13 protein-coding genes are annotated in these 19,705 nt (G+C 71.3%); 7 read left to right on the top strand and 6 right to left on the bottom strand.

The genetic code is table 11. From position 1 onward, the window contains the following. Positions 1-1,242: 1,242 nt before the first annotated feature. Positions 1,243-2,664, bottom strand: coding sequence for a glycosyltransferase (locus EL266_RS01495; RefSeq protein WP_026426688.1), 1,422 nt, complete (start codon positions 2,662-2,664; stop codon positions 1,243-1,245). A 275-nt stretch (positions 2,665-2,939) separates the two neighbouring features. Here EL266_RS01495 and purL point away from each other — a divergent pair, with 275 nt between their 5' ends. The 3 genes from purL (at position 2,940) to EL266_RS01480 (ending at position 9,249) form a co-directional block, all read left to right on the top strand. After that, on the top strand, positions 2,940-5,303 hold the full coding sequence (purL, locus tag EL266_RS01490; protein WP_034514789.1) for a phosphoribosylformylglycinamidine synthase subunit PurL: 2,364 nt from the start codon (positions 2,940-2,942) through the stop codon (positions 5,301-5,303). Between the two features lie 323 nt (positions 5,304-5,626). Continuing rightward, positions 5,627-5,923 (top strand): NINE protein, encoded by a 297-nt coding sequence (locus tag EL266_RS01485; protein ID WP_051281057.1) that lies wholly within the window; start codon positions 5,627-5,629, stop codon positions 5,921-5,923. A 155-nt stretch (positions 5,924-6,078) separates the two neighbouring features. Then, positions 6,079-9,249, top strand: a complete 3,171-nt coding sequence (locus EL266_RS01480) for a hypothetical protein (protein WP_026426689.1) — start codon at positions 6,079-6,081, stop codon at positions 9,247-9,249. 90 nt (positions 9,250-9,339) lie between these two features. Here the strand turns inward: EL266_RS01480 and EL266_RS01475 are convergent, their stop codons facing one another. Both EL266_RS01475 and EL266_RS01470 read right to left on the bottom strand, forming a co-directional pair. Beyond that, positions 9,340-10,173 (bottom strand): TrmH family RNA methyltransferase, encoded by an 834-nt coding sequence (locus EL266_RS01475; RefSeq protein WP_084500626.1) that lies wholly within the window; start codon positions 10,171-10,173, stop codon positions 9,340-9,342. Between the two features lie 172 nt (positions 10,174-10,345). Beyond that, positions 10,346-10,723: a YciI family protein gene (locus EL266_RS01470; RefSeq protein ID WP_051281058.1), complete on the bottom strand. Its 378-nt coding sequence runs from the start codon at positions 10,721-10,723 to the stop codon at positions 10,346-10,348. Between the two features lie 171 nt (positions 10,724-10,894). Here EL266_RS01470 and EL266_RS01465 point away from each other — a divergent pair, with 171 nt between their 5' ends. After that, positions 10,895-11,620 carry a CDP-alcohol phosphatidyltransferase family protein gene (locus EL266_RS01465; RefSeq protein ID WP_026426691.1) on the top strand — a complete coding sequence of 242 codons (726 nt, stop codon included), beginning with the start codon at positions 10,895-10,897 and terminating at the stop codon, positions 11,618-11,620. On the opposite strand, the gene EL266_RS01460 is transcribed toward EL266_RS01465, so the two are convergent. Then, positions 11,580-12,605, bottom strand: a complete 1,026-nt coding sequence (locus EL266_RS01460) for a hypothetical protein (protein ID WP_232012075.1) — start codon at positions 12,603-12,605, stop codon at positions 11,580-11,582. The two genes, EL266_RS01465 and EL266_RS01460, sit on opposite strands and share 41 nt — an antisense overlap. Before the next feature lie 213 nt (positions 12,606-12,818). On the opposite strand from EL266_RS01460, the gene gdhA reads away from it, so the two are divergent. After that, positions 12,819-14,156 (top strand): NADP-specific glutamate dehydrogenase, encoded by a 1,338-nt coding sequence (gdhA, locus tag EL266_RS01455; RefSeq protein ID WP_026426692.1) that lies wholly within the window; start codon positions 12,819-12,821, stop codon positions 14,154-14,156. A gap of 295 nt (positions 14,157-14,451) precedes the next feature. On the opposite strand, the gene EL266_RS01450 is transcribed toward gdhA, so the two are convergent. Continuing rightward, a complete protein-coding gene (locus EL266_RS01450) occupies positions 14,452-16,893 on the bottom strand; it encodes a phospholipid carrier-dependent glycosyltransferase (protein WP_232012074.1) in 2,442 nt (813 codons plus the stop codon). Between the two features lie 34 nt (positions 16,894-16,927). On the opposite strand from EL266_RS01450, the gene rsmI reads away from it, so the two are divergent. Both rsmI and EL266_RS01440 read left to right on the top strand, forming a co-directional pair. Beyond that, positions 16,928-17,878 carry a 16S rRNA (cytidine(1402)-2'-O)-methyltransferase gene (rsmI, locus tag EL266_RS01445; RefSeq protein ID WP_026426693.1) on the top strand — a complete coding sequence of 317 codons (951 nt, stop codon included), beginning with the start codon at positions 16,928-16,930 and terminating at the stop codon, positions 17,876-17,878. A gap of 9 nt (positions 17,879-17,887) precedes the next feature. Next, positions 17,888-18,490: an isochorismatase family protein gene (locus EL266_RS01440; RefSeq protein WP_084500628.1), complete on the top strand. Its 603-nt coding sequence runs from the start codon at positions 17,888-17,890 to the stop codon at positions 18,488-18,490. A 70-nt stretch (positions 18,491-18,560) separates the two neighbouring features. Here the strand turns inward: EL266_RS01440 and EL266_RS01435 are convergent, their stop codons facing one another. Further along, complete coding sequence (locus EL266_RS01435; RefSeq protein WP_026426695.1) at positions 18,561-19,664, bottom strand: hypothetical protein; 1,104 nt, start codon at positions 19,662-19,664, stop codon at positions 18,561-18,563. Positions 19,665-19,705: the final 41 nt, after the last annotated feature.

The raw sequence follows: 19,705 nt of genomic DNA, 5'->3' as shown, positions 1-19,705 counted from the left end.
CGACGCCCTCGGGCGGCGACGTGCATGCGGACCGGCCGCGCCGTAGCGGCAGGTGGTCGCAGAACGCCACGGGAAGGGCCGGAGGCGCGGGAGAGGGTTACCAGAGCGAGCCCCCACTGTCTTTGTCGTTATCCACAGACTCTGACCGGGCTTGTGGGTAAACCTCCGCAAAGCACCCTGGGAGCCCGCGTGGTCCACCTCGGATCGATCTCGATGCCGTCACATCCGAGCCGTCCGCGCGGTGGGACGCGGCCCGTCTCATCCCGCTATGGCGCCTCCCGCTCGCGCAACCTGAGGAAGTGCTGAAATGCGTGATATTTCGCGCATTTCCGAGTGATGGCCTCGGGGCCCACGATGGTGCCCTCCGTGCGGTCGGCTCCGCGGTCGCCGCCGGGGAGACCCGTCCAGTCAGATCTCGAACCGGCGTGTGCACAGGGGCAGTGGCGGCATCCCGCCACTCCACATTCCCGCACACATCCCTGTGGAAACAGCCTGTGGATAACCCGCGGGTCGGGTCCCAGGACGACTCCTCCCCACGTGCCGGCCGGGTGCTGAGAGGCCGTCAGCGCCGCCAGCGCCGTCGGCAGAGAATCACCGGGAGCGCTGGCGCACGTCGACGACGAGGGTCTGCGTATCGGACGAGGGTTCGCGTCATCCGACTGGGGTTAGCACAGGGGTCATTGACGCGAAGGCACGTCTGATACGCAAAGTCACGTCCGCGCCCCATGCTCGGGTGCCGCTCCGCCCACGGCTCGCGCACGACCTGCTGGGCTGCCTCGCCCAGCACCTCCCTGATGAGAGAGCCCCCCATCAACGCTGTCGACTGAGGTATGTGGCATTGTTGGGGGGCCTTCGTCGGCGGGGCGGCCCCTGGCGCCTGCTTGCTCTAGCAGGGTGCCGATCCACCGGAAGGAGGTGAAGGGTATGTGTGCTCGCCGATATCGGCCGCGTCACGCGGCACCTGAGAGGTTTGGGCAGCACAGAGCCCCGACATGGTGCGAAGTCGTTAGCGCGATCGCATCGGCTGTCGGGGCTCTGAGTAGCTTGCTCCAGCTCCTTAGGGGCTGATCCCCTTCGGGAGCCGCCCGGTGGCAGCCGGGTGGCTCCCCTCTAGTCTAGGCGCAGGGTCCAGTTCGCGTCGATAGGTCGACCAGACTCATCTCCGATGCCCACGAGATCCGCGGACCGTTGTGGGCATGGGAGCCGAGGCGCCGAACCGGTACCACCGGGATGGGGCCGCGGTCAGGCCACCGCGCGGGCCAGGATCTCCAGCAGGTCCAGCAGGTGGCGGTTGGGCAGGAACTCCCGGCGAACCGACTCGTGGGCGGCCGCCCCCATCTCCGCGGCGCGCTCGGGGAAGAGCAGAAGGTCGGACACCGCCTGCGCCCAGGCCGCGCCGTCGGCCGGATCCACCAGGACACCGTCCACGCCGTCGTCGATCTGATCGCGGATACCGCCCACGGCCGAGGCCACCACCGGGGCTTTCTTCCACATGGCCTCAGCCACCGTCAGGCCGAAGGCCTCCACCAGGGAGCGCTGCGTGACCACCGAGCTGACCCGCTGGACAGCGTTGACCACGGTGGCATTGACCTCGCGGTCATCCATGCTCACCGCCGCCACATGCACGCGGTGGGCCACCGACTCCGGCAGCACTGAGCAGCGCTCCAGGACCTCGGCCAGGTAGGCGGCGGACTCGGCGTCGCGCTCGGCGTCCGGTGCCGGCCCCACCAGGAGCAGATGGGCGTCGTCGGGCAGGACCGAGATGTTCTGGGCGAAGACCTCCACCAGCTCCAGCGCGCCCTTGAGACGGTCCCAGCGGTTGACCTGGGTGACCACCCTGCGGCCCAGGGGGACCGCCCCACCGGCCAGCACCGGCTCGACCTCCAGGCCCCGGAAAGCATCGGCCCGACCGTCGTGGCGCAGGAAGGGCACCGCCTCGAAGGGCGGCTCCCCGCCGAAGATCCCGGACAGGCGCGCCACGGACCAGGCCTCGTCCAGGTCCAGGACCCGGTTCTTGGGGGAGTCGGCATCGATGGAGGGGGCCAGCACCGCGCAGCGCTCCTCCTCGATATAGGGCGGCCGGTACTCCGGCCGAGAGACCACGGTGAGGTCCACGTCCTCCAGGTAGCGGTCCAGGAAGGCCCAGGCGTGGTCGGCCGCCTCACCGCCTCCCTGGGTGCCGGCGTGGCAGCGCCACACCACCGTCGCCCCGGTGGTCTTGATGGCTCGGGCCAGGCCGGCGGTGGGCGGGTCGTGGAGGATGACGACGTCGTCCTCGCGCAGCTCCTCGACGATGTTCTCCGCATTGGAGGCCAGGACATGCTCGTAGATGTCGCGCTGCTTGTCCCCCAGCTTGCCGCCGTCGCCCCGGTCGCCGTGGATGCCGGCATGTAGGCGCGCGGCGATCTGGGTGAACTCAGCGGGGGCGTCCAGCACCAGCCAGCGCGCATCCAGGCCCAGGCCGCGGGCGTAGCCCACCAGGTGGGAGACCGTCTCCGCCGGGCCCGCGCCCACCGCGGCCGACGGCGTCACCGTCCACACGGTGCGACCCTCCAGCAGTGCCCGGGCCGCCTCCATGCCGGTATGCAGCCTCCGGATCGCGACTTCGTCGAGATGACTCTCAAGGTCCGACAGCGGGAGGGGGGCGACGTCGATGGATCTCATGCCCCGATCTTGCCTTGAAATGCTGTGAGGCGCAGCACGCGCGCGGGGCGCGTCCTCAGATTTTGCTCAGAATGAGCCCCGGGATGGCTCGTCTTTGTCCACGGTGAACAACTTTAACGCCCGTCTCTGCCTGCCGGTTTTGCAAACGTGCAGGTCAGAGCGTTATGCCAGAAGAGGGGCAGGGCGCGGAGGCGGCTAAAGCTGTTCACCGTGGACACAAAGGCATGTCAGGTATGTTGAGCCCGGTCCTACTCCGTCCCCCTCCAGGAGCCCCCATGGTCGTCGAAGAGCCCACCGGCCCCGTCGAGCACCCTGACACCGTCGCCGATGCCGCCGCCACCCCGGAGCGCGAGATGCCCTGGGCCGAGCTCGGCCTCAAGGCCGAGGAGTACGAGTCCATTCGCTCCCTGCTGGGGCGCCGCCCCACCAACGCCGAGCTGGCCATGTACTCGGTCATGTGGTCCGAGCACTGCTCCTACAAGTCCTCCAAGATCCACTTGAAGCAGTTCGGCGCCAAGACCACGCCTGAGATGTGCGCCCACCTCCTGGTGGGCATGGGGGAGAACGCCGGCGTCGTGGACATCGGGGAGGGCTGGGCCGTGACCTACAAGGTCGAGTCCCACAACCACCCCAGCTTCGTTGAGCCCTACCAGGGCGCCGCCACCGGCGTGGGCGGGATCGTGCGCGACATCATCTCCATGGGCGCCCGGCCCGTGGCCGTCATGGACCAGCTGCGCTTCGGCGCCGTGGACCATCCGGACACCGCCCGCGTGGTCCACGGGGTGGTGGCCGGCGTGGGCACCTACGGCAACTCCCTGGGCCTGCCCAACATCGGCGGGGAGACCGAGTTCGACTCCTCCTACCAGGACAACCCCCTGGTCAACGCCCTGTGCGTGGGCGTGCTGCGCCACGAGGACATCCACCTGGCCAGCGCCTCGGGCGCCGGCAACAAGGTGGTGCTCTTCGGCGCGCGCACCGGCGGGGACGGGATCGGCGGCGCCTCCATCCTGGCCAGCGAGTCCTTCGAGGACGGCATGCCCGCCAAGCGGCCCAGCGTCCAGGTGGGCGACCCCTTCATGGAGAAGGTCCTCATCGAGTGCTGCCTCGACCTCTTCTCCGCCGGACTGGTCCTGGGCATCCAGGACCTGGGCGCCGCCGGGATCTCCTGCGCCACGTCCGAGCTGGCCTCCAATGGCGACGGCGGCATGCACGTGGACCTGGAGAACGTGCTCCTGCGCGACCCCACCCTGACGGCCGGCGAGATCCTCATGAGCGAGTCCCAGGAGCGCATGATGGCCGTCGTCGCCCCCGACAAGCTCGAGGACTTCATGGAAGTCATCCGCAAGTGGGACGTCGAGGCCGCCGTCATCGGGGAGGTCAATGGCTCGGGCCGCCTGACCATCGACCACTTCGGTGAGCGGATCGTCGACGTCGACCCCAGGACCGTGGCCCACGAGGGCCCCACCTACGAGCGCCCCTACGCGCGCCCCGCCTGGCAGGACGAGCTCAACGCGGACACCACCGATCGCCTGGCCCGCCCCGAGTCCGCCGCCGAGCTGGCCGAGCAGGTCCGTGCCGTGGTCACCAGCCCCAACCAGGCCTCCTCGGCCTGGGTGACCAACCAGTACGACCGCTTCGTGCGCGGCAGCACCGCCCTGTCCCAGCCCGACGACGCCGGGGTCATCCGCGTGGACGAGGCCACGGGCCGCGGGGTGGCGATCTCCACCGACGCCAACGGCCGCTTCACCAAGCTCGACCCGGCCACCGGCGCCGCCCAGGCCTTGGCGGAGTCCTACCGCAATGTGTGCACCGTGGGGGCCCGCCCCCTGGCGGTCACCGACTGCCTGAACTTCGGCTCCCCGGAGGACCCCGACGCCATGTGGCAGCTCGTCGAGGCCATCACCGGCCTGGCCGATGCCTGCCAGACGATGGGCATCCCCGTGACCGGCGGCAATGTCTCCCTGTACAACTCCCATGGGCCGGACAAGGGCCGGATCGACTCCTCCATCAACCCCACCCCCGTCGTCGGCGTGCTCGGCGTCATGGAGGATGTGCGCCGCGCCCGGCCCTCGGGCTGGCATGAGGAGGGCCTGGCGATCATGGCCCTGGGGACCACGGAGGCCGAGCTGGACGGCTCGGCCTGGGCCCGCGCCATCCACGACCACCTCGGCGGCATGCCGCCGCGCGTCGATCTGGAGGCCGAGATGGCCCTGGGCCGGGTCCTGCTGGCCCTGACCGAGGCCGATGGGCCCGACGGCGAGCCGCTGGTGCGCGCCGCCCACGACTGCTCGGCCGGTGGCCTCATCCAGACCCTGGTGGACTCCTGCCTGCGCTTCGGCGTGGGCGCCAGCGTGGATCTGAGCGCGGTCCAGGACGAGGGCGTGGATGACCTCACCGCCCTGTTCTCCGAGTCCGGGGCCCGGGCGATCGTGGCGGTGCCCGAGGCCCTGGTGCCCGCCGTCAACGCGGCCGCCCAGGCCGAGGGCGTGGCCGTGGCCCGCCTGGGCACCACCGGCGGACAGATGCTGGTCCTCACCGGCAGCGACCTTCTGGCCGACGGCGGGGCCGGCCGGCCCCTGGTCCTGGACCTGGACGAGCTGGGCGAGGCTGTGGAGGCCACCCTGCCCGCCCTGTTCTGAGGCTCCCGCGTCCCCCGCAGCCCCGGGCCCGGACTGCCTACCCATGGCACTCCCCATCGACTCCACGGGGAGAAGAGTGGCCAACTCCACGGGGAGATGAGGTGGGAGCGGCCGGTGAAAGTTCCGTGAGGGGTCTCATCGGAGGCGCGACACGCCTGCAATGCGGATCAATGACCCTCTCCGATGGCAGCGGGATCTGCGGAAGTAAGCGGATGGGGAGCGCTCCCCGTGGAGTGGTCCACGGGGATCTGACATCCTTGCGGAGCAACCCCAACCGGAAGCGCCGATCCCATGGCGCATCCCTTCACCGTAAGGAGTCGTCTGTGACTCAGCAGAACTTCGCCCTGCCCAATGTCCCTCAGAAGTCGAAGATGGTGGCCCTCCTGCTGGCCGTCCTCCTCGGGCACCTGGGCATCCACAACTTCTACCTCGGTCAGAAGCAGACCGGCATCTACCACCTGGCCCTGGTGGGCGTCTCCGTCGTCCTGAGCATCCTCGACGGCGTCCTCGGTCTGGGCTTCCTGGCGATGCTCGGCTACCTCTTCGTGCTCGGCAGTTGGGTCTGGGCCCTCTACGAGGCCTACATCATCTTCCAGAACCGGGACGGCTCGCTGTCCTGAGGCAGGAGCGGGCATCCGCCACCGGCCATGAAGGGCCCCGACGCGCACAGCGCCGGGGCCCTTCTGCGCGCGATCACGCCTGGCGAACCGGGGCGCCGCCCCGGACGGGCCGAAGATCCAGCAGATGCCAAGACGTTATCCCTAGACTTCCCCCTATGACTGCGCCATCAGACCGTACAGGGACGACCGATTCAGGGACCGACCTCCCCGGGCCGATCGACCCACGCCGGGTCTCGCTGTACGCCGGGCACTTCGATGCCCTGTGGGGGCTGGCCTGGAGCCCCGACGGCACCCGCATCCTCTCGGGCTCCCATGACGGGACCGCCCGGGTGTGGGAGGTGGACTCCGGCTCTGAGCTCTTCGCGCTGACGGGGCGCGGCGGGTCGGTCAACGCGGCCGCCTGGAGCCCCGATGGCCTTCACCTGGCCACCACCTCCGAGGAGCGCACCGCCCGCATCTGGGATGCCGCCACCGGTGAGGATCTGCTGACCCTGGAGGTCGGCGGGGAGGCCATCGGCGGAGCGGTGGCCTGGAGCCCCGACTCCTCCCGGCTGCTGACCCACTTCGAGGACGACTCGGCCCGCATCTGGGACGCCTCCACCGGTGAGGCCGTGCGCACCCTGACCGGTCACGCCGACCATGTCACCGCGGTGGCCTGGAGCCCGGATCGCACCCGCGTGGCCACCGCCTCCGAGGACGGCACCGCCCGCATCTGGGACGTGACCACGGGCACCGAGCTGCTGCATGTGGGCCCGATCCCGCTGGCCGAGGGGGACGGGGAGGTCGAGCCCATGACCGGGCTGGCCTGGTCACCGGACTCCACTCGGATCGTCACGGCCTCGGATGAGTCCATGCCCCGGATCTGGGATGCCGCCACCGGTGCCGAGCTCCTCACTCTCCAGGGCAGCCGCTGGATCTCCGCGGTGGCCTGGAGCCCGGATGGCACGCGCATCCTCACCGATGACCTCTCCGACTCCACGGCCCATGTCTGGGACGCCAACTCCGGCTCCGAGCTGATGAGCCTGGTGGGCCATGGCACCTGGGCCTGCTCCCTGGCCTGGTCACCGGACTCCACTCGCGCGGCCACGGGCTCCCATGACCGCACCGTGCGCATCTGGGACCCCGCCACCGGTCAGACCATTCGCGTCCTGGGCCCGGGCAACTCCGTGGACGCCCTGGACTGGAGCCCCGACGGGGGGCGCATCGTCGTCGGCGCCAAGATCGGCGGGACCCATGTGTGGGACCTGACCACGGGGGCGCCGGTGGCCAGTGTGGATGTGCAAGAGGTCGAGCTCTCCGACTTCGCCTGGAGCCCGGATGGCTCCCGCCTGGCCGCGGACTCCTCCCTGTCCCGGGGCGTGACCATCCTCGATGCCTCCTCCGGGCAGGCGGTGCTGAGCCTGGACGCCGGGATGGATGAGGTCAACGCCTTCGCCTGGAGCCCGGATGGCAGCCGCATCCTCACCGGCGTGGGCTCGACCATGGCGGTGATCTGGGATGCCTCCAGCGGCAGGGCCCTGCTGGAGCTCAACGGCCACCGCGACATCGTCACCTCCGTGGCCTGGAGCCCCAATGGCGCCCGGGCCCTGACCGGCTCCCAGGACGGCACCGCCCGTATCTGGGACACGGTCTCGGGCAAGGCGGTGCGCACCTTCACCCACGACTGGGTGCGTGACGTGTCCTGGACCCGCGGCGGTCCGCGCGTGGTCACCGGCAGCGCCGACGGCGACGGTCATGTCTGGGACGCGATCACCGGCGGGGAGCTGGTGACGCTGTCGGGCCAGGGCGCGATGGTCCGCTCCTTCGCCTGGAGCCCGGACGGGCAGAGGGTGGCCGCCGGTTTCGACGACGGCGTGGCCCGGGTCTGGGACGAGGTCTCCGGCAAGGTGGTCCTGGCCCTGGCCGGCCACCGCTTCGGCGTGACCGCCGTGCGGTGGAGCCCCGATGGGAGCCGCATCCTCACCGGCTCGGAGGATGCCACGGTGCGCCTGTGGGACACCGCCACCGGGGAGATGGCCGGGCCGCTCTTCTGCTTCCTGCCCGACGGCGATGTCTCCGTCCTCGACACCGCCTCCCTGGGGCTGCGTGCCGGCTCGCATGCCGTGTGGGGGCTGGCCGGTCATCCTGAGATCATCGACGGGCGCCTGACCCGCGTGCTCCTGGAGCCCCGCACCTCCGATGAGCCCCTTGTCTCCGAGCTGCCTGCCCCTGCGCTCGACTCGCCCGCCCGGGGAGAGGGCGCGTCAGCCGAGGGGCAGGACGGGGAGAGCTCCGACTACGCCCTGCCCGAGCCGCAGGCCTCCGCTCCCGTGGATCCCGAGTCCCCGGCCGGTCCGGAGGGGGACTCGGCGGCGGATCCGGAGCTGTCCTTGGGGCAGCACGCGGTCGGGGTGCTGCCCACCCAGCCCGCCAGTGAGCACGGGCTCGTGCCCGAGGAGGCGACCCTGCCCCGGCACCGGGCCGCTGCCGCTCCCGAGGAGCAGGCCGCTGAGGATGTCGCCGCTGAGCAGGCCGCGGTCGAGGAGGCCTCTGCCGAGCAGGCCGAGGGCCGGGCGGATGGGCTCCAGGAGGATCTCTCCCCGGTCCAGGAGCCGTCGGGTGAGCCCGTCCACATCCCGGCTCATGCCGCTGAGCCGGAGCCGGCCGGCTCAGCGCAGGGCCTGGGACCCTGGGATGTCCTGCCCCCGGCGGTGGAGTCCCAGAGCCCGGACGATGCCATGATGCCCGACGTCGCCCTGCTGGCCGGCGAGGCCCATGTCAGCGCCCCGGTGGGTGAGCCCCGGCGCGGCGCCCATGCCGCGGATCCCGCCCAGCCCGAGGCGCAGGAGCGGGGTGACGGCCAGGCTCACCCCGACCAGCCCGAGGCGCCGGCCGCCCAGGAGCTGCCCGCAGAGCCCGGCCATGAGGACGCCGCCGGCCCCGACATCCCTGAGCCGGCCACCCCCGAGCCTCCTGCGCCGTGGGGGGACCCGGATCTGCGCAGCCGCATCTACGCGGAGGTCGAGGAGTTCATCGCCGCCGTCGCCCGCCGCGACCTCAACGCCCTGGCCAGCCGCTACGGGATCTCCGGGGACCAGCTGGCCGAGCTGGAGCGCCAGCTCGACGGCTTCCCGGTGCCCTCGGCCGAGCTCGGCCTCTACCCGGCGCAGCGCGCCGACGAGTACGCCGATGGCCATCACCGCCTCACCCTCTCCGAGCCCCCCGAGGGAGGGGTGCTCATCGAGTCCGAGGTATGGAGCCTGGGCGCGCCCGCCGGTGGGATCCTCGTGGCGCACTGGGATCCGATGGGGATCTTCTCCTTCGAGTTCCGCCACTTCCGCTTCTGAGGCGGGGCTCGCCGGCAGGCCCGGGCGGCGCCGACCGCGGAGCGGCCCGGGCGGCGCTTCGTGGTGGCAGGGGGCGCCTGCCACGACGCCCTACCGGGCGGGCTCGGAGCGCAGGAGGGCGAGGTTGCGCGGGGAGCGGGCGTGCAGCAGCACGCCCGCCGTCACCGAGACATTGAGGGACTCCACGGCCTCGTTCATCGTGATGGAGACCGTCAGGTCGGCGATCTGGCGCGCCTGGTCGGATAGGCCGACGGTCTCGGCCCCCAGCAGCAGGGCGATCCGCTGCGCCCGCGGCGCCACCTCCTCCAGGCTCGCCTGCCCGCCGGCGTCCAGGGAGATCACCTCCATGTCCGCCTCATCGATGAGGTCGCGGACCTGCGCCCAGGACATGAGGGCCACGGGCAGGCTGAAGACGTAGCCGCGGCTGGCCCTGATGAGGCGGCGGTCGGCGATGCTCTTGAGCCCGGAGTCCACCAGCACCACTCCTGCGGCGCCGAAGGCGTGGGCGCTGCGGATGATCGCACCGATATTGCCCGGGATGCGGACGCCGTCGAGGATGACGAGGTCGCGGTCGCAGGCCCGCAGCCGTTGGGCCCGCACCGGCCGGGGGACCCTGGCCAGGCCGAAGACGTCGGGGCGCTTATCCGATCGGAACAGCTCGGTGGCCAGCGAGGCGCTCATGATGGTCAGGGGGATGCGGGCCTGGAGGCACTCCTGCGCCACCGCCTGGGGGACATCGACCGAGTCCAGGACGTAGACCTCCTGGATGTCCAGGCCGGCGCGCAGCGCGTTGAGCAGCGGCTCCTCATCCTCGATGAGCACGGACTTCCCCGGCGAGCCCGAGACCTTGGCGAGGTCGGCGATGCGCTGGGCGGCCGGCGCTGAGCGATCCATGATGGCCGGGTACGGCGAGTGCTCGGTCATGATCCGAGCCCCTTGGCACCTGGGCGGCACGGCCGCTCGGTCCGTCGCGGGCAGGCGGCGGCATCGCCGGAGCGGCGCAGCCGCCGCTCAACGATCAGAGATGAGCGCATGGGGGCGACAGTAGCAGCGGCATGCGCGGGTCGCATCGCTGCGCGGCGCCCCTGCCCCTGGCTCAGCCCTCCTGGAGGGGGCGCATGATGACGGGCTGGCGGCATGCGCGTGAGGCGCGCTCGGCCCAGGACACCGCCTCCTGGCGGTCGGCGGCCTCGATGAGCCAGTAGCCGCCCATGACCGGCAGTCCCAGGGCGGAGGCGCCGTCGACCACATGGGGCGCCTGGCCCGGCGTCGGGGAGGCCTCGATGCGGGCCGCCTCCCTGGGGCTGGTCAGGCCCCCGGCGTCGACCCAGGCGCCCGCCTCCTGGAGCTCGGCGTTGAAGGCTCCGACCGACTCCACAAGATCGGACATGCTCTCCACCCGCGCCATGACGGGGGAGAGGTCGTAGTCGCCCTCGGGGGTGACACCGTGCTGAACAGTGAGAAGGACTCGCATGGCATGACCGTATCACCGGCCTCCCCGCGGCCTCTCCCGCCATCCCCCCGTCGGGAGATGGCCCGAGCGCGCAGAGGGCGCGCAGAGGGGCTTTGTTCCTGGAGGTGGAGCACACGCGCCGAGGGTCTTCATAGGATACGCTCAGAAGACCCATTGTCGAGAAGAGATTCCATGATGAGCTCCCCCTGTCCTCTCAGCTCCCGCGCCGCGGCGTGGGCCGTGCACGTCCTGACCATGTCCGGCCTGGTCTGGGCATCCCTGGCCACCCTGGCCACCGTCCACGAGGAGATCACCTGGATGTGGGTGTGGCTGCTCGTGGCGCTGGTGGTCGACGGCGTCGACGGCACCCTGGCGCGACGCACCCGGGTCTCCGAGGTCATCCCCTGGTTCGACGGCGGGATCGTGGACATCGTCGTGGACTACCTGACGTGGACCTTCATCCCCGCGCTCTTCATGTACCTCTACCTGCCGATGGGGCCGGGCCCGGTCAAGGCCCTCATGCTCGTCCTCATCCTGAGCTCGGCCATGTTCTGCTACGCCAACAAGAACTGGAAGTCCACCGACTACTACTTCGTGGGCTTCCCCGCCGCCTGGAATGTGGTGGCGCTCATGTTCTACGTGCTGGGCACTCCCGCGCTGGTCAATATCCTGGTCACCGTCGTGCTCTCGGTCCTGACCCTGGTGCCCACGCACTACGTCCACCCGGCGCGGGTCAAGCGCTTCCGCGCTCTCAATATCGCGGCGGCGACGATCTGGTTCGCCGCGAGCTGCTGGCTGGTGGCGATCCACCCCCACCGCCCGATCACCGCCGTGGCGCTCATCGTCGTCTTCGGCGGATGGGTCGTGCTGGTGGGGATCATGCGCTCCCTGCGGGGCGTGGACGCCCCTGCGGCTTGAGGGATCGGCCGTCCCGGGGTGACTGGGGGCGGCCGGGCCGCTGGGGCTGGGCGGCGGTCAGCCCCCGGGCCACGATGACGTCGCGCAGCCAGCGGCCGCCCTCCAGCAGGACCGTGCCGATGACCAGAGCGGCCACGACGTAGAGAACCCAGGGCGGATAGCCCTTGCCCCTGGCGAAGAAGTACACGTAGGGGGCGATGAAGGTCACCAGGGTGACCAGGGTCCCCGCCATGCGATGGCGCAGGCGCCGGCCCGCCACCATCATCATGATCCCCCAGGTGTAGGGCAGGGCGGTGACGATGTCGATGCCCCACAGCACCCAGGGGTTGCCCTTGAACCCCGGGGCCAGGGCTGCGGGCACCACTCGCAGCGACGAGTAGATGAAGATGATGAGGTAGGCGAGGAACTTCGGGTTGTGCAGCAGTCTGGTGGCCTTGCTGCGGGGGACCAGGTCCACCTGGGCCTGCTCCAGGGCGGCCAGGATGTGGCTGGGCACGCGCAGCGGGTCGGTGCCCTTGAGCACGGTGCGCAGGTAGCGCACCTGCGCGGCGTCGCCGACCGCCCACGCATCGAGAAGATCGCGGGGGCTGACGGCGGCCACCACCGGACCGGTCGGCTCCGATTCGGGGAGGGCCTCCAGCGAGGCGTTGTGCACCAGGTCCTCACCCAGGGCTCGGCGCAGGGCCGCGAACTCCTGCGGCGTCGTCTCGCACAGCCACAGGCGCTGGCCGTGCTCCACGGCATGGACCAGGGCATGGCCCAGAGCCCAGCCCCGCTCATCGGGGGCCAGCAGGCTGGCGGCGGGGGTCAGGTCGGCGAGCTCGGTCACCTCGCAGGTGTTGTAGCGGGTCAGGTCGCCCATGCGGTCCACGCCCGCCACCCGGCGCAGGGTCTCGGCCTCCAGGGCATGGCGCTCAATGATGGGCAGGTCCAGCGCGGAGCGCAGGGCGAGCGCGCGGTGGTGGACGGGCAGATCGGTGGACATCACCATGAGAGTAGGGCAGTGGCAACCGGTGGGGCATCGATCCCGGGGATGAGCCGCAAGGCCGTGCCCTCCTCCATGAGGGTCCTCCTGGCCGGGATTGTTTTCTCCGAATAACGGGATGTTTCGTCTCAGTGACGGGTGGGGTGGAAGTCTTCTCGCGGCGCCGCGGCGACCAGCCTGGCGCTGAGATCCCCGTTAGGCTAAGGAGTCCACATGCAGGACGTTGTTGAGAAGATCTACGAGCAGGTCGTCGCCCGCAACAACGCAGAGCCCGAGTTCCACCAGGCTGTGCGCGAGGTGCTGGAGTCCCTGGGGCCCGTCATCGCCAAGCACCCCCACTACGCCGAGGCCGGCCTCCTGGAGCGGCTCGTGGAGCCCGAGCGTCAGATCATCTTCCGGGTGCCCTGGGTGGACGACTCCGGCGCGGTCCAGGTCAACCGGGGCTTCCGCGTCGAGTTCAACTCCGCACTGGGCCCCTACAAGGGCGGCCTGCGCTTCCACCCCAGCGTGAATGTCGGCATCATCAAGTTCCTGGGCTTCGAGCAGATCTTCAAGAACGCTCTGACCGCCCAGGGCATCGGTGGAGGCAAGGGCGGAAGCGACTTCGACCCCCACGGCCGCTCCGACGGCGAGGTCATGCGCTTCTGCCAGTCCTTCATGACCGAGCTGGCCCGCCACATCGGCCCCAGCACGGATGTCCCCGCCGGCGACATCGGCGTGGGCGGCCGTGAGATCGGATACATGTTCGGCCAGTACAAGCGCCTGCGGAACTCCTACGACGCGGGGGTCCTCACCGGCAAGGGCCTGGCCTGGGGCGGGTCCCTGGTCCGCACCGAGGCCACCGGCTATGGCGCGGTGCTCTTCGCCCAGAGCATGCTGGCCACCAAGGGCGAGACCCTCGAGGGCAAGAAGGTCGTGGTCTCGGGGGCCGGCAATGTGGCGATCTACGCCATTGAGAAGGCCCAGCAGCTGGGCGCGACCCCCATCACCTTCTCCGATTCCTCGGGCTACGTCGTCGACGAGGCCGGGGTGGACCTCGAGCTGCTCAAGCAGGTCAAGGAGGTCGAGCGCGGGCGCGTGGCCGACTACGTCGAGCGCCGCCCCGGCGCCCGCCTGGTGACCCAGGGCAGTGTCTGGGACGTCCCCGCCGACGTCGCCCTGCCCTGCGCCACCCAGAACGAGCTCGACGGCCAGGCGGCCGCCACGCTGCTGCGCGGCGGATGCGGCGTGGTCTCCGAGGGCGCCAACATGCCCTCGACCCCCGAGGCCGTGGAGGCCTTCTCCTCCGCCGGCATCCTCTTCGGCCCCGGCAAGGCCGCCAACGCCGGGGGCGTGGCCACCTCCGCCCTGGAGATGGAGCAGAACTCCGGCCGCACGCGCTGGGACTTCGCCACCGCCGAGGCCAAGCTGACCGGCATCATGGCGGACATCCACGACTCCTGCGTGGCCGCGGCCGAGGAGTACGGCCGCCCCGGCGACTACGTCCTGGGCGCCAACGCCGCCGGGTTCACCCGCGTGGCCGACGTCATGCTGGCCCACGGCATCGTGTGACCCCGGGATCCCCTGAGATCCGCTGAGATCCGCGAGTCCCCATGGATGGCCCTCGGGCCGCCCATGGGGACTCGTGCCTTGGGCGCTCCGTTCCGGCCCCGGCGGATACGGGCCGACGACGTGCCTTCGCCTACTGGACGAGGGTCTGCGTATCGGACGAGGGTTCGCGTCATCCGACTGGGGGTAGCACAGGGGCGATTGACGCAAAGGCTCGTCGTCGACGCAAAGGCTCGTCCGATACGCGAAGGCTCGTCCGCCAGGATCGGCGATGAGACCCGCCGGCCCGCCCAGACTCCTAGATCCAGGACTCCAGGAGCATATGCATGCGCCAGAAGGTGTAGGACACCGTCTGGCCCGTCCAGATCGGCCACCACAGGATGGCGAAGGACAGCGCCAGCGTCATCAGCAGGACGGTCAGCAGGACGCCCTCGTTGCGCAGTCGCCAGGTGGGCACCCCCGTCCACTCGGGGGTCAGGCGCAGCACGCGGGCCAGGCCCGTGGGCGAGGAGTCGGCGGGCTCTGCGGGCACGGAGGGCGCAGCGCCCTCCGCCGACTCCTCGGGCTGCGCGTCGGCCGTTGCGGGCTCCTCAGGCTGCGCCGACTCTTCGACTGCCCCCACTGCCTCAGCCGACCCAGAGGAGTCAGCGGGCTTCGTCAGCGCGGCGTGCTCTGCGGGCTCCTCGGGCTGCGCCGACTCTTCGACTGCCCCCACTGCCTTAGCCGACTCAGAGGAGTCAGCGGGCTTCGTCAGCGCACTGCTGGCCTCCACCCCGGTCGCGGTGTGGCCGCTGGCATGGGGGGCGCCGTCGTCCAGCCGGGCCGTCTGGGCAGCGGACTGCTGGGGCGCCTGCTCCCCGAGGGGCTCCTGGGGCCGTTGCCTGCGCGGCGACCAACGGCCCCGTGCGCGGGAGTGAGTGTCGCCCGCCCCGAGGAAGCGGGCGATCAGCCCGCGCGGAGCCGGGAGTCCCGGGCCGATCCAGCCCTCGCGCAGCCCCAGCTCCTCGGCGCGCGCCTCCCGCGAGCCGGGCACGGGCTTGAGCATGCCCATCCCCTGCCCCAGGGCCAGGGTGAGTACCAGGACCACGAAGGGGACGAATGCCACCGTGTAGAAGGTGAAGATCGTGCGGTCAGGGTACTGGAACCACGGAACGTACAGGCCGAGGTACCCGGCCAGCGGCACCCAGGCCCGCCAGTCCCGGCCGCCGATGCCCATGGCCAGCACCACCAGCAGGGCCGGGATGGCCGCCCACCACACGGGGATGTTGCCGATGGAGGTGATGGCCTGGATGCAGCGGTCGGATCCGCAGTTCGTCCCGGCCAGCTCGGCGCCCTCGGGCCAGTAGAAGGAGGTGGGGCGCCACTGCAGGAGCCACCCGGCGGGTCCTGCCTCATAGGGGTGGTGCTCGCCCAGGCCCACGTGGAAGGTGTAGATGGTGCGGTGGTACTCGATGAGGTCGTTGAGGGCGTTGGGCAGCCAGCTGTAGGGCATCCTCTCGGCCTCCCCCAGCGTCCCCTCGGCACTGCGCGCGATCTGCTCGACGGCCCAGCCGCGCTTGTAGGACCTGTCATGGGCGAACCAGGACCACCACAGCCCCACGTAGACCACCAGGGCCGTGGGCACCAGGCGGATGAAGTCGCCGAAGCCCCGGGAGATGAGGCCCTCCAGGAACCAGGCCTTGGCCTTGACGCTGCGCAGGGCGCTGGTGTCCCAGACGACGACGAGGATGCCCACCACGGCCAGCAGGTAGAGGCCCGACCACTTGACCGAGCAGGCCAGGCCCAGCGTTGCGCCGGTGGCCCACAGCCAGGGGCGCAGATGCGCCCGGGGGGCCAGCTGCCGGGGCGCGGCCGGCGTGCCCGCCAGGTCCTTGGCCAGGCGCGCCCGTGAGGCCTCCCGGTCTCGCACCAGGCAGTACATGGCCAGGGTGGCGAACAGCCCGATGAAGACGTCGAGAAGACCGATGCGCGACTCGGTGATGCCCACCCCGTCGATGGCCAGGAACAGGCCGGCCAGGCCGGCCAGCACGGGTGAGTGGGTCATGCGCATGGTCAGGCGCGCCAGCAGCACCACGGTGAGGATCCCCGCCAGTGCCGGCACGATCCGCCAGCCCACGGCCGAGTCGGCGCCGAAGACCTGCATGCCCAGGCCGAGCAGCCACTTGCCGAACTGCGGGTGGACGACGAAGCTCGGCTCGGTCGACATCCCCGAGAAGTCCCCCGCCGCGAAGCGCGCATCTGAGCCGTCGGCCCACTGCGCCTCGTAGCCCAGGGTCCACAGGGCGTAGGAGTCCTTGACGTAGTAGATCTCATCGAATATGAGCGTGCTGGGGTGGCTCAGCCCCACCAGGCGCGTCAGTGCGGCGATCACGCCGACGACGGCGGTGGCCACCCAGCCCCTGATGCGCAGGGCTCGCGGCAGGGCCCACTCCAGGGGCTCCAGGCCCAGGAGGTGGCGCAGCTGGTTCTCGGTGCGGGGCTCGCTGGTGGCCGGGGCGCGGTCAGCCTCCGTGCCAGGGGGCTGGGCCGCGGGGGCCGGCTGCTCTGGATCGGATGGCTTGCTGGCGGCCTGCGCCTGGGGGACCGGAGCGTCCGGGCCCGGGGACTGCGAATCGGCGGTCCGGGCGTCGTCGGAACGGGACTCGTCGTCGGACCGTGGCTCCGTGCCCGGGGCCTGGGGGTCTCGGGCCGGCCTCGTGCCTGCGGGCTCATCAGGGGACAGCGCGCTGGGATATGTCACCCGAGGAGTCTAGGGGCAGCGCCATACTTGGCCCATGACAGACGCCACCCCATCCGCTGCCAGCGTTCAGGGGCCGGCCCCGCATGAGGCTGAGGGGCCCTGCCAGTCTTCGGATCAGCCCTCGCCGACGGCGCCCGACCCCTGGCGGCCGCGTCCCGGGGTCATCACGCTGGCCGCCACCCCGATCGGCAACACGGGCGATGCCACGGGGCGCCTGCGTCGCGGGCTGGAGTGCGCCGATCTCATCGCCGCGGAGGACACCAGGCGCCTGCGAGCACTGGCCCAGCGCCTGGGGATCCGCGCCTCCGGTCGTATCGTGGCCCTTCACGAGCACAATGAGCGGGAGCGCTCCGGTGAGCTCATCGAGGCGGCCCGCGCCGGTCACAGTGTTCTGGTGATCAGCGACGCGGGCATGCCATCGGTGTCCGACCCCGGCTATCGGGTGGTGGTGGCCGCCGCCCAGGCCGACGTCGCCGTGACGGTGGCCCCCGGCCCGTCGGCGGTGCTCACCGCCCTGGCGGTCAGCGGCCTGGCCAGTGACCGCTTCTGCTTCGAGGGCTTCCCTCCGCGACGGGCGGGGGAGCGGGATCGGGCCCTGGCGGCGCTGGCCCAGGAGTCGCGCACCATGGTGTTCTTCGAGTCCCCCCGGCGCACCCACGAGACCCTCGCCGCGATGGCCAGGGCACTGGGGGACTCCCGCCCGGCGGCGCTGTGCCGGGAGCTGACCAAGACCCATGAGGAGGTGCGTCGCGCCACCCTGGGGGAGCTGGCGGCCTCAACCGCCGACGGCGTCCTGGGGGAGGTGGTCATCGTCGTGGCCGGGGCGCCGGCCCGGTCGGCGGATCCGTCCCAGGCTGCCGAGCGCGCCCTGGATCTGGCCGAGCAGGGCCTGCGACTCAAGGCCGCCGCCGCGATGGCGGCCGGCGAGGCGGGTCTGCGCCCCAATGAGGTCTACAGGGAGGCGCTGGCGCGCCGAGGCGGCTAGGCTCGCGGTATGACCGCGAAGATGCCCGCGAAACAAGCGACACAGCCCCGCCGCGCCCTGATCATCGTCGACGTGCAGCCCACCTTCTGCGAGGGCGGGGCGCTGGCCGTGGAGGGCGGCAATGCCGTGGCCCAGCGGGTGGCGCAGTACGCGTCATCCCATCGCGGGGACTATGACACGATCGTCACCACCCAGGACTGGCACATCGACCCGGGCCGCCACTTCACCGATACCCCGGACTTCGTGGACACCTGGCCGCCCCATGGCGTGGCGGGGACCCCGGAGGCGGAGCTGCACCCCGCCCTGGACGGGCTCGAGGTGGATGTGGCGGTCAAGAAGGGGCAGTACTCCGCGGCCTACTCGGGCTTCGAGGGCGTCGATGACAAGGGGACGAGCCTGCACCGGCTCTTGGTGGATGAGGGCATCACCGATATCGACGTGATCGGGCTGGCCGAGTCCCACTGCGTGAAGGACACGGCGCTGGACGCCCATGCGAGAGGCTTCCGGGTGCGCGTGCTGCGCGACCTGACCGCCCCGGTCAGCCCCGAGTTGGGGGCGGCCGCCCGGCAGGCCCTCACCGACGCCGGCGTCGAGCTCGCCACCTCGGCCTGACCCCAGGGCCGGGCCGCCCGGCATCCGGTCAGGCCCCGGCGACGACGTCGTGCGCGGCCCGGTGCCGGCCTCAGCCCTGGCCAGGCCCCCAGGCCCCGGGATAGCCGCCGGGCGCTCCTGGCTGACCGGGCTGGGTGAAGGGCTGGCTGGGCTGCATGGGCTGGGTGGGCTGGACCGGCTGGCTGGGCTGGCCGAAGTGGGCGGCGCCCTGCGGCGCCGAGGGCCAGGACTGCTGCTGCTGTTGCGAGAGGGAGGAGATCCTCGCCCGCTGGTGAGCCTTGGCGCGCCGGGCGCGAACAATGGTCGCGCCGATGAGCGGGAAGATCGCCAGCACTCCCACGAGGCCTGCGAGGATGACGATCATGCCGTCCCGGTATGTGTCTTTCTCGGTGACCAGCTCGCTGACATAGGAGGCGCCGGCATCCTCGCCGGAGCAGGTGATCGTGTAGGCGCCCGAGCTCGTGGCGGTGAAGGTGCCGAAGTGATCCTCCTTGTTGATCCGCCCGGAGGCCGAGTCGATCGAGACGTCCTCGCCGTCGGGATCCTGCACGGTGCACTCGGGGGCCGTGCCCGTGTGGTAGAGGCCGTACTTCTCATTCGAGGTGAGCTCGGCCTTCACCGCACCATTGGAGTTGATCTCGCTCATACCGTCGTTCAAGCCCGCCAGCTGGACGCCGAAGCCGATCACCAGGATGATTGCCAGGGCCACGGTTGCCGCGGACACTGACAGGATGATCGTGGGGGCCTTCAGCGAGGGAGTCGCGGCGGCTGCGGGCGACGGCGCAGGCGCGCTCTGGGGCGCGGGCGAGGAGTAGGGGGTCCCTCCCGTCGGCTGGTAGCCCGCCGCCGGCACGTAGCCGCCCGACGGCGCTGACTGGGCCGCCGACTGGGCCGACGGGACCGGCTGGGAGGCCTGGCCGGGGTACTGCGCCTGCTGCCCCTGCCCGTAGTAGGGGTCCTGGCCGGGGCCTGCCGGGGGATAGGCGCCGGAGACCGGCTGAGATGCTCCGGGCTGCGCCGCCCCCGCCTGTGCCGCGGCGCTCGCGGAGTAGGCCGCCGTCGGGGCGAACTGATCGTACTGCGGGCCTGCTGCGGCATTCGGGTCGTAGCCCGGCGCCGGCTGGGCCGGCCCGTAGGGGCCGCCCTGCTGAGGGCCGTACTGAGGCTGGGTCATCGCAATCTTCCTGGCAAGAGCCTGTCCGGGAACCCCGGTGA

It is taken from the genome of Actinomyces slackii, assembly GCF_900637295.1.
In the GTDB taxonomy this organism is placed as follows: Bacteria; Actinomycetota; Actinomycetes; order Actinomycetales; family Actinomycetaceae; genus Actinomyces; species Actinomyces slackii.
Note: the sequence above shows the minus strand (reverse complement) of the source record. Positions and strands in the feature narration are given on the sequence as shown.